Source organism: Oceanobacillus alkalisoli (assembly GCF_021556485.1).
GTDB classification, from domain to species: Bacteria; Bacillota; Bacilli; order Bacillales; family Amphibacillaceae; genus Oceanobacillus; species Oceanobacillus alkalisoli.
This window is the reverse complement of sequence record NZ_JAKGBW010000006.1, coordinates 220,075-234,159: the sequence shown is the minus strand read 5'-3', so window position 1 is coordinate 234,159 and position 14,085 is coordinate 220,075. Positions and strand designations below refer to the sequence as shown.

Genomic DNA, 14,085 nt, shown 5'->3' with positions numbered 1-14,085 from the left:
TGGGCTCATAACCCAAAGGTCGCAGGTTCAAATCCTGCCCCCGCAACCAAGGTCCGGTAGTTCAGTTGGTTAGAATGCCTGCCTGTCACGCAGGAGGTCGCGGGTTCGAGTCCCGTCCGGACCGCCATTACATAGTCTATTTGCACAGGATTTCAAATTTGAAATCTTGTTTTTTTATTTTTAAGTACTTTTTTAAAATAAATGAAGCTTAAAAGTGTTAGAAGCACCTCGAATATTTCTTTTTACATCGTATTTTGCTATGATAGGTAGTGTAAATAGATGAAAAGGTGAAGACGATGAATGAGTTTTCTTTAATAGAGGCGATTAAACAAAAAACATATAAACAAGCGTCCTTAGAGCGAGGTATAGGCGACGATACAGCTATTTTCCGAGAGACGGCAGGCGAGCTGGCAGTTGCTGTTGATACATTTGTTGAAGGTGTTCATTTTACAGAAAAAACAATGTCTCCCTTTCAATTAGGCTATCGTGCGTTAGCAGCAAACTTCAGTGACCTTGCTGCGATGGGCGCGTTACCTATGTATTATTTAGTTTCTCTTGTTGTGCCAGATAGGATGAAGGAGTCGAAACTTCTTGAAATATTTAAGGGGATGGAACATTTGTCTAACCGCCATGGTGCTGATTTAATTGGTGGTGACACGGTATCAGGAAAAGACCTTGTTTTATCGGTTACCGTTATTGGGAAAATAGAGAAGGGAAAAGCAAGATACCGAAATTTGGCAAAAGTAGGCGATATTGTTTTTGCTACGGGAACATTAGGTGATTCCCGAGCAGGCTTATATATTTTACAGCATGATCTTCAAATTGATGGAAGGGATTATTTCATTAACAGACATCAACTCCCTACCCCTCGAGTAACATTCTCTAATTCACTGAGGAGTATTAAGCGATTAGCTTTAAATGATATTAGCGATGGAATTGGTAATGAAGTTCATGAGATCGCGGAGGAGTCTGGTGTTTCCATTGTATTGGAAGATGAAAAAGTACCAACTCATCCAGGACTAGCTGCATTTCCTGCTGAACTGCAACATAAATGGAAGTATTTTGGCGGAGAAGACTTTGAACTTGTTGGTACGGTTGCAAAGAAAGATTGGCAGACGGTTCAACAGAAGGCGGAAAAATTAAACCTTCGTGTGACTGCAATCGGTCATGTGATGAATAAAGATGAGCATGCCGTATATCTTGATAAGAACGGGAATATAAATAAGTTGTCAAAAGAAGGGTATACACATTTAAAGTAGGTGGATCATTTGAGCTCGATAGAATTTATTGCCCATTCCCTTGAGGAAACAGAAGAGATTGCGATGAGACTCGCTAATCTTTTACAACCTGGTGATTTACTTACCTTGGAAGGTGAGTTAGGCTCAGGCAAAACAACTTTTACTAAAGGATTAGCTAAAGGACTTGGAATTACACGTAATGTAAATAGCCCGACATTCACGATTGTTAAACAATATAAGGGTAGAATCCCCTTATATCATATGGATGTATATCGACTGGAAGATTCAGATGAAGATATCGGTTTTTCGGAATACTTTCATGGTGATGGTGTTTCTGTTGTTGAATGGGCAGAATTTATTAAAGACTATTTACCCGAAGAACGTTTAGAAATAGGTATTGAATATACAGATGATGACCAGGCAAGGAAATTGAAATTTAATGCATTTGGTGATCATTACTGCAGCATTTTATACAAGATGAAGGATTAGAGGTTACGAAATATGAATGTACTTGTCATTGATACATCAAATCATGTTCTCGGTGTAGCAATTATGAAAAATGACCAGGTGATTGGGCAAATCATGACAAATCTGACGAAAAACCATTCCGTACGCTTAATGCCGGCAATCAATCAGTTGATGGCTGAAGTGGGAATGGATGTCGAGGAATTAGATCAGATAGCTGTTGCGAAAGGTCCTGGCTCTTACACTGGAGTACGGATAGGACTTACAACAGCGAAGACACTTGCGTGGGCGCTTGGGGTCCCCATTGTTGGAGTTTCCAGTCTGGAGGCGCTCAGTTACCAGGGACGTTTTTTTGACGGGTTTGTTTGCCCGTTTTTTGATGCGCGCAGAGGGCTCGTTTATACAGGAGTTTATGAATGGAAGAGTGGACAGCTGACGAATCCGGTTCAAGATCAGAATACGTTATTCGTAAATGTTTTGAAAGATTTACAAGCGGAAGGAAAGCCTGTTTTATTTTTAAGCCCAGATATAGCATCATTTAAAGAACTGATTATGGAAACCTTAGGTGATTTGGCTGTTATGCCGGAAGGTCCTTATCATATTACCAACCCCGCACATCTAGGGCTTGCAAGTTTAACAAGGAACCCGGATAATATTCATACACTTGCACCAAATTACTTACGCTTAGCAGAGGCTGAGGCGAACTGGTTAAAAAACCAAAAGGAAAAAAAGAGCAATGGCTAAAATTGTGATACGCAAAATGGAAATCAAAGACGTGCCAGAAGTATTGAAAGTAGAGAAGTCTTCCTTTCCGGTCCCTTGGACATCGGATATTTTTTACCATGAATTAACAGATAATATGCATGCATTATATTTTGTTGTCGATTATGGTGGTGAAATTATCGGTTATGCCGGGATGTGGATTGTCATAGATGAAGCACAAATTACAAATATTGCTATCTTGCCTGAGTACCGCGGGAAGAAAATAGGAGAGCAATTATTCCATCATTTAATGATGGCAGCAATTCGTATTGGGGCGGTACAGCTCTCTTTGGAGGTTCGAGTTTCCAATATCGTTGCACAGAGAATGTACCGGAAATTCGGACTTCTTCCTGGAGGTATCCGGAAGAATTACTATACAGATGATCAGGAGGATGCTCTTGTGATGTGGGTGAATTTAAAATGAAAAATGAAAAAATCATACTAGGTATTGAAACGAGCTGTGATGAAACAGCAGTTGCTATAGTGAAGAACGGTACGGAAATACTTTCAGACGTAGTTGCATCTCAAATTGAGAGCCATAAACGGTTTGGCGGAGTTGTCCCGGAAATAGCTTCACGCCATCATGTTGAGCAAATGACGATGGTGCTTGAAGAAGCGGTAGAGGAAGCAAACGTGGAATGGAAAGATATTGATGCGATTGCAGTTACAGAAGGGCCTGGTCTTGTAGGAGCTTTGCTCGTTGGTGTGAATGCTGCGAAAGCACTCGCTTTTGCGAAAAAGAAGCCTTTAGTCGGTGTTCAACATATTGCAGGACATATTTATGCTAATCGATTTGAGCAGGAATTTACATTTCCATTGCTTGCTTTAATCGTGTCTGGTGGCCATACCGAACTTGTGTTAATGAAAGAACATGGCGAATTTGAATTGCTCGGTGAGACGCTCGATGACGCCGCTGGTGAGGCTTACGATAAGGTTGCAAGAATGTTAGAATTGCCATATCCCGGAGGCCCTGAGGTAGATCGTTTAGCTGCACTTGGTAAGGAAACAATTGATTTTCCGCGGGCTTGGCTCGATGAAGGCAGTTATGATTTTAGTTTCAGTGGATTAAAATCTGCAGTTATCAATAAAATCCACAATGCGAAACAGCGTGGAGAAACGTTAAAAAAAGAGGACATTGCAGCAAGCTTTCAAGCAAGTGTAATTGAAGTGTTAACAACAAAAACATTACGAGCTGCTAAGGAAAAAAACGTGAAGCAAGTAATTGTTGCGGGCGGAGTTGCAGCAAATCGAGGTTTGCGTACGGAAATGCAAGTCCAGTTTGACGAAGCTGGAATTCCATTACTGATCCCTCCTCTAAATTTATGCACAGATAACGCTGCGATGATAGCTGCTGCTGGAACCATTGCTTTTGAACAAGGAAAACGGGATGGTCTTGATTTGAACGCAAACCCCTCCCTCGAACTCATTTAAGAACAAAGGTGGAAGCGTCCTTGCAGGTTAAGCAAGCGCTTGTCTTCGCAACGCTTCGGACTGTGATTACTCACCCCGCCGAAGAGCGTTTATACTAGCACATCCAGTAGTCGCAGCCACGTCCAAACTGTGTCTGTCAGGATAGAAGGTTGCTCCATATGTGATCGAACTTTCACTCTTTTCTTTGATATAAAGAAAACTAAGAAGATGATCGTGAGTCGATGCCCGCTTTCACTACTTGGGTATAAGAGGGGATAAGCCTCCTTTATCGATTGGACTGGAGTAAGTTTGAAAGTACAGTATCCCTTCTATAATCTTCTATGTTGCGAGAAAGAAATCCCCAGTAAGTTGTGGAGTTTATTCACAACTTATGCACAGTCTTGTGGATACAATATCGAATCCTTCTTATACCACTGTTCATGATGTGAATAAAAGTGGGATAAAAACTCCCGAAAACTGTGGATAATGTGGGTGGAATTGTTAATGACCATTATAGCGGGCTTTTTTCAATAAATAGCTTGTGGATAATGATTAGAAAAGTTAGATTTCAGAAAAAGAAGTATGGTGATGCAGCAATGACAAAAAAACAGTCCTATTATGTGCAAACCGATTTATTAATCTTAATCGTTTTATTTTTCGTGACCAGTCTTGTAGCTATTTATAATGCGGCACAGTTTGAGCAATATGAAAATGATAATTTTGTCTTTAAACAGATTGTTTGGTTTTCTGTAGGGCTATTATTTGCTGCGTCGGTGCAATTCTTGGACATGGAACAATTGTATAAAGGCAGTGTATATATTTATGCTGCTGGTATTTTATCGTTAATTATATTATATGTCAGTCCATCGTCAATTGCCTACTCCGTGAATGGGGCGAAGAGCTGGTTTAACAATATTGTTCCCGGCGTATCGATCCAGCCGGCAGAGTTCGTTAAGTTGACGACGATATTATATTTATCAGTTATTATCAGTAAGCATAAACAAAAGTTTGAAGAGAGTACGTTAAAGTCAGATACGATGCTCTTGTTGAAAATGGTAGGAATTACGATGCTTCCAGTCGGCTTGATTATGCTGCAGCCTGACTTTGGTACAGCGATGGTTTATTTGTTTATCCTTGGGATGATGATTATTTTTGCAGGAATCAGCTGGAAGATCATTCTTAGTTTAGTAGGGGTTGTCGGTACTTTTTTAGGGGCTGTACTTATTTTTATTGTCCAATTTCCCGCACTTGCTAAATTGGTAGTTGGACCGAGCAGACATTATCAAATCGACCGTATTCTAACATGGTTTGATCCGACACAATCGACCGATTCAGCTAATTGGCATTTTGACCGAGCTTACATGGGACTTGGTTCCGGACAGTTAACTGGGAAAGGTCTTGGCGGAGTCGAGGTGTATTACCCGGAAGCCCAGACGGATTTTATATTCTCAGTAGTTGGGGAGACTTTCGGATTTATTGGTGGATCTTTAGTGATTCTGCTGTACTTTCTGTTAATTTATAAGCTTGTATCGTTAGGGTTAAGCATGGATAAATTTGTTCCATTTGCTTCGTATTTCTGTTTTGGCTTCTTGAGTTTGATACTTGTACACGTGTTTCAAAACATCGGTATGACGATCGGAGTGATGCCGGTGACAGGAATCCCATTACCGCTCATCAGTTACGGGGGGAGTTCGGTGATGGCGACGATGCTCGGGGTCGGAGTTATTTATCGGATAGCTGTGGAATATACAATTCAGAATGATTATTTGTTTAAATAAAAAATGAGCACTCTGCTAAGAGGGTGCTCATTTTTATTTTAGTGGATAAATATAATGGTGTAAATGATGGAGCTTGAAAGGGGGTTATTTCAATCTGTTGCTAAAGCTTTCTGTAGCATGAGCTATGATGATGTGTGCTTGACCGTATTGGTCCATCGCTTGTTTGAAATTACTGAAGAATATTGATAACTTTTTCATTTATACTCCTCCTTTATCTTTACCTATAGTAAGCGTAATAGATAAGGCAATTCAACTCAATCCGAGTGAAATCGATAACATCTCTTAAGAAAACGTGAACATTCTGAATGGAAGCCTTGACATCTTCATTTATCGTATCTTATCGTCAGTTTCCTTCGTTTATAATAAAAAACGAGGAAAAGTTAGGTTCAACTTCTCCCCGTTTTATTTTCGATAGAGACAATCCGATTTCTCCTATTTTCCTCGCTTTGAATTCTGTGTTGTTATAGGAAATGACGAATTCTTCATCAAGCGCTGGAATATGTCGAAGCTCATGAATAAGAAATCCATTTAATGTATCAAAATCATGATTGGTAAACCGATGGCAAGCATTTCATCCAATTGATACAAGCCGATTGTTCTTTTAACCAAGTATTCATTTGTTCCGATTTCCTTGAACTCTTTGTTTATGTCTGGATGTTCCTTTAATAGAATATCTTCACTGGAAATTTCGCCGACAATCTCTTCCTCAATCGTTACTAAGCCTTCTGTTCCGCCATTTTCATCAAGAACAATTGCAATATGGGTGTTTTGCTTTTTCATACTGGCAAATAATTCCTCAATCTTACGTGTTTCGATGACAAAGTGCGGTTTCCGTATTACACTTTTTTAGGATAAACTTCTTGTGACCGGTTTCTGGTTGTTGTTTTACCTTATTATCGTTTAGCCCGAAGAGTGCAATTTCAGAAGCGGCAAAAAATGCGTTAATGAGTATAAGAACGATAAGTGTTGCGATTGCTATTGTCATCTGGCCAACCTCCAATAAATTGTATTTTTACTCATCCGAATGAATTTCATAATTACCAAAGTCGGCTTTCCATCACCATCTGTAGTTGGGAACGAACCAACTCAACTACAGATGGTGATGGTGAAGCATTAAGTACGTATTATGAAATTCATTAATCCTGTAAATTTGCCCAACTCTCCATTAGTTCTTCTAATTTGTCATTCAGCTCGTTCACTTGTTTCGTTAATTCCAGTGCTTTCTCATGATCTTGGAATACTTCAGGCTTAGTCATTTCTTCTTCAAGGTTTGCAATTTCTAATTCCTTTTCCTCAATGGCAGTTTCAAGCTGTGCGATTTTTCTATCGCGCTTTCGTTTCTCGCTTTGCAGCTGTTTCTCTTCCTGAAAACTGCGACGCCTATTATCGGTGTTTGGCTTATCCTCTTTTTGCTGGGAAAGCCTGATAAATTCTTTTTCTTCTTCTGTTTTTTCAAGATAATAGTCATAATCTCCGAGATAAATCTTGATTCCATCCTTACTCATCTGTGCAACTTGGTCTGTAATCCGATTGATGAAATAACGGTCATGGGAAACGAAAAGAATTGTTCCAGGGTATCCCATGAGTGCTGCTTCCAGTACTTCTTTACTGTCGATATCCAAATGGTTTGTCGGTTCGTCTAGAATAAGCAGATTAGCTTTCTGCATCATTAGTTTCGCAAGGGCGAGTCTCGCTTTTTCTCCGCCACTTAACGTATTTACCGGCTTTAAGACATCATCTCCACTAAACAAAAAGTTACCCAGCACTGTTCTGATATCTTTTTCCATTACGAGCGGATATTCATCCCAAAGTTCCTGGAGGATTGTTTTATTCGAGGAAAGATCTGCCTGCTCTTGGTCGTAATAGCCAACTTTCACATTTGTCCCAAGCTCAAAGATTCCCTTTGTTGCCTGGAGTTTCCCAATAAGTATTTTAAGTAAACTCGTTTTGCCAACCCCGTTTGGCCCGATAAGAACGACCCGCTCCCCGCGTGTGATTCTTAGATTCGCCTGTTTAAAGGTATACTCTTCCTCATCCGGATAACGGAGGGCGAGGTCTTCAATCTTCAAGACATCATTCCCGCTTCTCCTTTCTATATCAAAAGAAAAGGACATGGATGCCTCGTCTCCGAGCGGCCTGTCCATCCGTTCCATTCGCTCAAGCTGTTTCCGTCTGCTCTGAGCTCGCTTCGTCGTCGAAGCGCGGGCGATATTACGCTGGACGAAATCTTCCATCCGTTTAATTTCTGTTTGTTGTTTCTCGAACTCTTTCCGTTCCCGTTCATAATCAGCTGCTTTTTGTTCAAGAAATTTACTATATGTCCCGTGGTATTTCTTCGTCTGATGTCTTGAAATCTCATAGACTAGTGTTACAGTCTTGTCCAAAAAGTAACGGTCGTGGGAAACAATGACAATAGCCCCTGGATAGCTGTTTAAGTAAGATTCGAGCCAACCTAATGTTTCGATATCCAAATGGTTTGTCGGCTCGTCAAGAAGCAGAAGCTGTGGCTTTTGCAGGAGCAGCTTCCCAAGTGCAAGCCTTGTTTTCTGCCCGCCACTCAATTCACTGATCATCGTATTGTAATCATAATCTTGGAAATTGAGTCCATGCAATACCGCTTTAATCTCTGCTTCATACGTATAACCGCCGCCAGTTTCAAAGGCGTGCTGCAACCGATCATATTCTGTCAGTAAGTTTTGGTAATCAGCTTCCGAGAGTAAGTCGGTGGTTTGCAACTGCTCTTCTATATGACGTAATTTTCCTTCTTGTTTTTTTAAATCGTCAAATACCGTGACAAGTTCATTCCAGATTGTTTTACCGGATTGCAGTTCCATATGTTGGGAAAGGTATCCAATCGTCAGCTCTTTCGGCTTAATCAGCTCACCCGTGTCATAGGAGAGATCTCCAGCCATTATTTTTAATAAGGTAGATTTACCTGCCCCGTTTCTCCCGACAATCGCTATTCGATCGAGATCTTTTACCTCAAGTTTTACATTTGATAAAATGGTTTCCGAACCAAAAGATTTCGAAAGTCCATTCATTTGCATTAAAATCATACATTCACCCCATTATATGTATTGTAACGTAAATATCGACAGAAGGAAATTACTTGTGAAAATCATCACGACATTTTGTTCATTTTCTGTTAGAATAGACCATACAACTACTAAATAATTCGTATATCATGAAATGAGGAGCAGATATGAAACAAAATAAAATACCACAAGCAACAGCAAAGCGGCTTCCGTTGTATTATCGTTATTTAAACACTTTAAATCAACAAGGGAAGAACCGGGTTTCGTCAAAGGATCTCTCTGAAGCGATTAAAGTTGACTCTGCCACGATTCGTCGTGACTTTTCATACTTTGGTGCATTAGGGAAGAAAGGTTATGGCTATAATGTCGAATATTTGCTTGGTTTTTTCCGCAGTACGCTTGACCAGCATGAAATGACAGAGGTAGCTTTAATCGGTGTCGGTAATCTAGGTACCGCTTTTTTAAATTATAACTTTACAAAAAATAATAATATCCAAATAAAAATGGCCTTTGACAGTGATGAAAACAAGATAGGCCAAATTGTAGGTGGCGTTCCGGTTTATGCGATTGGTGAAATGATGGAGAGAATCGAGGGGATCTCCGTTGCAATTCTTACCGTCCCTGTATCAGAAGCAGATGCGATTACAGAGAAATTAGTGAAAGCAGGGATTGAAGGTATCTTGAACTTCACACCTGTTCGGATTACGGTGCCAGATAATGTACGCGTTCATCATATTGACTTAGCCGTTGAACTGCAGGCACTTGTTTATTTCTTGAAGCATTATCCACTCGAGTCAAACTAGGATATATACATAGAGAAACAGGAAATTGAAGAGAAACTGGAGAAAAATGTAGGGGTGTGGAAGACGTGTCGAATCGTAAATTATTGGCAGGAGTGCTGGTTATCTTCTCCTGTCTGTTTTTGGCGGCTTGCTCGGATGATTCAGAGAATGAGGAAACGGCAGAGCAAAACGTAGAAGCAACGGAAGATGTATTCTATTCTGTCTTGGAGTCTAATGTGAAGGCTTTGATGGAAAAAGACTTGGACGGTTATATGGAGACAATCCACCCGTATTCACCAGCTTATGACTCAACGGAAGAGACGATTCAAGAATTCTTTGAGTTCTCTCTCGATATCGAGCTGAACGATCTGGAAGTGAAAGAACAGTCAGATGACAGGGCAGTCGTTGCTTACGCGCAGCGCACCGTCGATAAGGACGGGAGCGAATTCGAGAACAATGAAACGATAGGGGAGCATGTTCTTCAGTTGGATGATGGAAAATGGAAGATTTATGAATCGGAAATTATCGAGGTTAATCCACTTCCTGCAGAAAGGGAAGCAATCGAAATAACTGGGGATTATGCAAATGAAATTACCAGTCTTCCAACACCATTTGAGGAAGAAGAATGGCTGCTTGCAAGCTACGAAGAAGGGGAAGGCGAAACAACAGCTGAATATATCCCAGTTGATGAAAACTTAGGAAATTACAGTGCAATCATCACTTATGATTACTATGAGAATGGTAACGAAATTAGTGGGCTTGCGAATTTCATCAGTGTACTGGAGTTAAGTTTAGAAGATATGACAACAGGTGAATTTGAATTTGAACGTTTCGGTGCAACGGAGAGCGAAGTGATGTATCAATTCCGTGTGGACGGAGATGCGACGGAGCCGAACCAAGAAGAAATTGGACGTATATTCGTTAAGGAAAATGATTTATATGTCGTACGTTATACGGTGATGGAAGAGTCGATTGAAGACGTTGATGAAATCATTGAGATGTTACAGGAAATACAATAGGAAAAAATGGAAGATGACTTTTGATATGAAGTCATCTTCCATTTCTTTATATGCAACTAAATAAAATAGTCTGCAGTTGTTCGAGCTGATCTAACATTTTTTGGATTTCCTCCGGTGTTAAGTTGTACTGCTTATAAACAACATAAGAATTCATCCCCGCGTGGACGATAATCGGAACAATAATCCGTTTTGTTTTTACATAAAGGAAAGCAAATACAAGTCCCATAGCGGTATACATAAGAAGATGGGAAAAATCTACATGAAAAGCAGCAAAGACAAGCGCTGATAGTATAGCGGCGAAAAAGAAGTTCATCCGCTTATAGAGGCTCCCGAAGATGATCTTTCTAAAAATTATCTCCTCAAGGATTGGCGCAATAATTGCTGGTACCAAAATAAAGAGTACATTTGTCCGGGCATATTCCATGATTCCCATTGTATTCTCCGATCCTGCTGGGATGCCGAGAATAAAGACTTCAATCATAGCGGCGATGCCTTGAGCAAAGAAAGCTAGAAACACCCCAAGGATCGACCAAAGAATCACAGAAGAAGCAGGGGAAGCATCTCGATGTGCCGGTTTCTGCATGTCTGGTCTCATCAGCCATAACGTAACGAGCATTCCAGCAGTAAAACTGAAGATCGTCCAATAAATCATATATTGTGAATAACTTTCAGGAAAATATAATTCAATATACAATGCCACCGGAAGCGCAGAAAACTGCATAATCAAATACGTAACAATCACATACCAATATCTCTTCGGCAAAACAAAACGACTCCTTTTATCATAAATTAACACAAACGTATTTTAACACAAATCGGGGCGTGGGGTCAGAGTATTGGTCCCACTTTTATCCCGGTGTAACCGTCCGTAAAATTCCCACCGAATGAAGTTTCACTTTATCTTATCTATACCCAATTATATGTATAAGTCTCCAATAATATCTATTTCCAACTCCTTTTCCAGATCAGAATTAAAAAATAGTAAAAAGACAGATACATTGCTTGCATTTTTTTAACTTATTACTTATTATATTAATTGTGATTAGCACTCGCTGCGGTTGAGTGCTAACAAAAAATAGACTTTAGAATCAAGGAGGAGTTCTAGATGATTAAACCATTAGGAGATCGTGTTGTTATCGAACTTGTAGAGCAAGAAGAAACAACAGCAAGCGGGATTGTACTTCCAGACTCTGCACAGGAAAAGCCACAAGAAGGTAATGTAGTAGCGGTAGGTTCTGGCCGTGTAACAGACAGTGGTGAAAAGATTGCTCTTGAAGTGTCTGAAGGAGACCGCATTATTTTCTCTAAGTTTGCTGGAACAGAAGTGAAATACGGCGGGAAAGAATATTTGATTCTACGAGAAAGCGATATTCTAGCTGTTATTTCATAATTTAAATTACCTATACTTAAGATACTTAAACATACATTTATAATTAAAACTAGGGAGGAATTGTAACCATGGCAAAAGATATTAAATTCAGTGAAGATGCACGCCGCGCATTAGCTCGTGGAGTAAATACATTAGCAGATGCAGTAAAAGTTACACTTGGACCAAAAGGACGTAACGTTGTACTGGATAAGAAATTCGGCGCACCATTAATTACAAACGACGGTGTAACAATCGCAAAAGAAATCGAATTGGAAGATCAATTCGAGAACATGGGGGCACAGCTCGTATCTGAAGTTGCTTCCAAAACAAATGATGTAGCAGGCGACGGTACAACAACAGCTACACTTCTTGCACAAGCAATGATCCGTGAAGGACTGAAAAACGTAACTTCTGGTGCGAACCCAGTAGGTATTCGCCGCGGAATTGAAAAAGCAGTTCAAGCCGCAGTAGAAGAATTACAAAATGTTTCTAAATCTGTAGAGAACAAAGAATCCATTGCACAAGTTGCAGCAATCTCTGCTAACGACGATGAAGTAGGCGAGTTAATTGCTGAAGCGATGGAGCGTGTTGGGAAAGACGGCGTTATTACAATCGAAGAGTCAAGAGGATTCAACACAGAGCTTGACGTTGTAGAAGGTATGCAATTTGACCGTGGATATGCTTCCCCGTACATGGTAACAGACCAAGATAAAATGGAGGCAGTTCTTGAAGATCCATACATTCTAATTACAGATAAGAAAATCAGCAACATCCAAGAAGTACTACCAGTTCTTGAGCAAGTTGTTCAGCAAGGCAAGCCATTACTTCTTATCGCTGAAGACGTTGAAGGTGAAGCACTTGCAACATTAGTTGTGAACAAGCTTCGCGGAACGTTTAACGCAGTTGCAGTTAAAGCACCAGGATTCGGTGACCGTCGTAAAGCAATGCTTGAAGACATCGGTACGTTAACTGGCGGGGAAGTAATTACAGAAGATCTAGGACTTGATCTGAAGAGCACTACAATCGAACAGCTTGGACGTGCTGCTAAGGTTGTTGTAACAAAAGAAAACACAACAATCGTTGAAGGTTCTGGCAGCCCAGACCAAATCGCAGGCCGTGTAGCACAAATCCGTGCACAAGTAGAAGAAACTACTTCTGAATTCGATAAAGAAAAATTACAAGAGCGTCTAGCGAAACTTGCAGGCGGTGTTGCAGTAATTAAAGTAGGAGCTGCAACGGAAACGGAATTGAAAGAGCGTAAACTTCGTATTGAAGACGCACTAAACTCTACACGCGCAGCAGTAGAAGAAGGTATTGTTGCCGGTGGAGGTACTGCACTTCTTGAAGTGTACAAGAAAGTAAACGAACTTGCACTTGAAGGCGACGAAGCAACTGGTGTCAGCATCGTACTTCGCGCAATCGAAGAACCAGTTCGTCAAATCGCAGACAACGCAGGTCTTGAAGGCTCCATCGTTGTTGAACGCTTGAAAGGCGAAGAAAAGGGCATCGGCTTCAACGCAGCTACGAACGAGTGGGTAAACATGATCGAAGCTGGTATCGTAGACCCTGCAAAAGTTACACGTTCTGCACTGCAAAACGCAGCATCTGTAGCGGCTATGTTCTTGACTACTGAGGCTGTAGTTGCGGATCAGCCAGAAGAAAATGCACCTGCAATGCCTGACATGGGCGGTATGGGTGGAATGGGCGGCATGATGTAATAAGCCGTTTCAACCCATGATATGAGTGGGTTTTGATATAAGATGAGGGTGAAATGCTAACATTTTGCTAACATTGAGGTAAATTAACGGAGGCTTCTCATGAGTTCACTGAACTTTTGAGAGGCTTCTTTTTTCAATTCTTGGGTGACATGGAGATAGACATCCTTTGTAATTTGATCATCTGAGTGTCCATGCCTGTCCATAATTTGTTCAAGAGCAACACTTGCCTCTGCTAAGAGCGATGTGTGTGTATGTCTTAGTGAATGTGGTGTTAATTCCTGATTCAGATTGGCAAGGTGTAGCAACCTTTTCATCCGATTTTGTACGGTCTTAATGACAATCGGATAACCCTGTTGCCGTTCCATTTTTGCGAAAATAAAGTCTTTGTTGTAGTAAAAATCTCCTAGTTGTTCAATTACTTGCCTCTGAACCCTTTTATGCTCTTTTAAAGCTTTGATGATTTCTTCATCCACAATTATTTTACGTCAAGACTTTCTTGCAACTATCTC

The 14,085-nt window shown here is 40.5% G+C and carries 17 protein-coding genes and 1 tRNA gene; 12 read left to right on the top strand and 6 right to left on the bottom strand.

Translation table 11 applies throughout. The annotated features are described in order from the left end of the window. The first annotated feature begins 50 nt into the window (after positions 1-50). From LZD48_RS08505 to LZD48_RS08475, 7 genes are all read left to right on the top strand, one after another. Positions 51-127: transfer RNA gene (locus LZD48_RS08505), tRNA-Asp, on the top strand. A gap of 169 nt (positions 128-296) precedes the next feature. Then, positions 297-1,259, top strand: a complete 963-nt coding sequence (thiL, locus tag LZD48_RS08500) for a thiamine-phosphate kinase (protein WP_235762292.1) — start codon at positions 297-299, stop codon at positions 1,257-1,259. A gap of 9 nt (positions 1,260-1,268) precedes the next feature. After that, positions 1,269-1,727 (top strand): tRNA (adenosine(37)-N6)-threonylcarbamoyltransferase complex ATPase subunit type 1 TsaE, encoded by a 459-nt coding sequence (gene tsaE / locus LZD48_RS08495; RefSeq protein ID WP_235762291.1) that lies wholly within the window; start codon positions 1,269-1,271, stop codon positions 1,725-1,727. 12 nt (positions 1,728-1,739) lie between these two features. Beyond that, entirely contained in the window at positions 1,740-2,447 is a 708-nt protein-coding gene (tsaB, locus tag LZD48_RS08490) for a tRNA (adenosine(37)-N6)-threonylcarbamoyltransferase complex dimerization subunit type 1 TsaB (RefSeq protein WP_235762290.1), read from the top strand. Continuing rightward, on the top strand, positions 2,440-2,889 hold the full coding sequence (gene rimI / locus LZD48_RS08485; RefSeq protein ID WP_235762289.1) for a ribosomal protein S18-alanine N-acetyltransferase: 450 nt from the start codon (positions 2,440-2,442) through the stop codon (positions 2,887-2,889). The genes tsaB and rimI overlap by 8 nt, the downstream gene beginning before the upstream one ends. Then, on the top strand, positions 2,886-3,896 hold the full coding sequence (gene tsaD / locus LZD48_RS08480) for a tRNA (adenosine(37)-N6)-threonylcarbamoyltransferase complex transferase subunit TsaD (protein WP_235762288.1): 1,011 nt from the start codon (positions 2,886-2,888) through the stop codon (positions 3,894-3,896). The genes rimI and tsaD overlap by 4 nt, the downstream gene beginning before the upstream one ends. Positions 3,897-4,471: 575 nt before the next feature. Further along, positions 4,472-5,653 carry an FtsW/RodA/SpoVE family cell cycle protein gene (locus tag LZD48_RS08475; protein ID WP_235762287.1) on the top strand — a complete coding sequence of 394 codons (1,182 nt, stop codon included), beginning with the start codon at positions 4,472-4,474 and terminating at the stop codon, positions 5,651-5,653. A 343-nt stretch (positions 5,654-5,996) separates the two neighbouring features. Here LZD48_RS08475 and LZD48_RS19040 read toward each other — a convergent pair whose 3' ends face one another. Genes LZD48_RS19040 through LZD48_RS08465 form a run of 3 tightly spaced genes read right to left on the bottom strand, consistent with a single transcriptional unit; the run spans position 5,997 to position 6,638 of the window. Next, positions 5,997-6,152, bottom strand: coding sequence for a hypothetical protein (locus LZD48_RS19040; RefSeq protein WP_369010255.1), 156 nt, complete (start codon positions 6,150-6,152; stop codon positions 5,997-5,999). 29 nt (positions 6,153-6,181) lie between these two features. Next, positions 6,182-6,433, bottom strand: coding sequence for a hypothetical protein (locus LZD48_RS08470; RefSeq protein WP_235762286.1), 252 nt, complete (start codon positions 6,431-6,433; stop codon positions 6,182-6,184). A gap of 22 nt (positions 6,434-6,455) precedes the next feature. After that, entirely contained in the window at positions 6,456-6,638 is a 183-nt protein-coding gene (locus tag LZD48_RS08465) for a CNNM domain-containing protein (protein ID WP_235762285.1), read from the bottom strand. Between LZD48_RS08465 and LZD48_RS08460 the strand changes: the two genes are divergently transcribed. Beyond that, positions 6,632-6,793 (top strand): hypothetical protein, encoded by a 162-nt coding sequence (locus LZD48_RS08460; protein WP_235762284.1) that lies wholly within the window; start codon positions 6,632-6,634, stop codon positions 6,791-6,793. The two genes, LZD48_RS08465 and LZD48_RS08460, sit on opposite strands and share 7 nt — an antisense overlap. Here the strand turns inward: LZD48_RS08460 and LZD48_RS08455 are convergent. Then, positions 6,790-8,709 (bottom strand): ABC-F family ATP-binding cassette domain-containing protein, encoded by a 1,920-nt coding sequence (locus tag LZD48_RS08455; RefSeq protein ID WP_235762283.1) that lies wholly within the window; start codon positions 8,707-8,709, stop codon positions 6,790-6,792. The genes LZD48_RS08460 and LZD48_RS08455 overlap by 4 nt on opposite strands. A 146-nt stretch (positions 8,710-8,855) precedes the next feature. On the opposite strand from LZD48_RS08455, the gene LZD48_RS08450 reads away from it, so the two are divergent. Together LZD48_RS08450 and LZD48_RS08445 are read left to right on the top strand one after the other, a co-directional pair. Next, complete coding sequence (locus LZD48_RS08450) at positions 8,856-9,491, top strand: redox-sensing transcriptional repressor Rex (RefSeq protein WP_235762282.1); 636 nt, start codon at positions 8,856-8,858, stop codon at positions 9,489-9,491. 65 nt (positions 9,492-9,556) lie between these two features. Next, a complete protein-coding gene (locus tag LZD48_RS08445; protein ID WP_235762281.1) occupies positions 9,557-10,489 on the top strand; it encodes a hypothetical protein in 933 nt (310 codons plus the stop codon). A 46-nt stretch (positions 10,490-10,535) separates the two neighbouring features. Here the strand turns inward: LZD48_RS08445 and LZD48_RS08440 are convergent, their stop codons facing one another. Continuing rightward, positions 10,536-11,252, bottom strand: coding sequence for a CPBP family intramembrane glutamic endopeptidase (locus LZD48_RS08440; RefSeq protein WP_235762280.1), 717 nt, complete (start codon positions 11,250-11,252; stop codon positions 10,536-10,538). A gap of 342 nt (positions 11,253-11,594) precedes the next feature. On the opposite strand from LZD48_RS08440, the gene groES reads away from it, so the two are divergent. Together groES and groL are read left to right on the top strand one after the other, a co-directional pair. Then, positions 11,595-11,879, top strand: coding sequence for a co-chaperone GroES (gene groES / locus LZD48_RS08435; RefSeq protein WP_156856926.1), 285 nt, complete (start codon positions 11,595-11,597; stop codon positions 11,877-11,879). 68 nt (positions 11,880-11,947) lie between these two features. Then, positions 11,948-13,576 (top strand): chaperonin GroEL, encoded by a 1,629-nt coding sequence (gene groL / locus LZD48_RS08430; RefSeq protein WP_235762279.1) that lies wholly within the window; start codon positions 11,948-11,950, stop codon positions 13,574-13,576. 83 nt (positions 13,577-13,659) lie between these two features. Here the strand turns inward: groL and LZD48_RS08425 are convergent, their stop codons facing one another. Further along, a complete protein-coding gene (locus tag LZD48_RS08425) occupies positions 13,660-14,049 on the bottom strand; it encodes a tyrosine-type recombinase/integrase (RefSeq protein WP_235762278.1) in 390 nt (129 codons plus the stop codon). Positions 14,050-14,085: the final 36 nt, after the last annotated feature.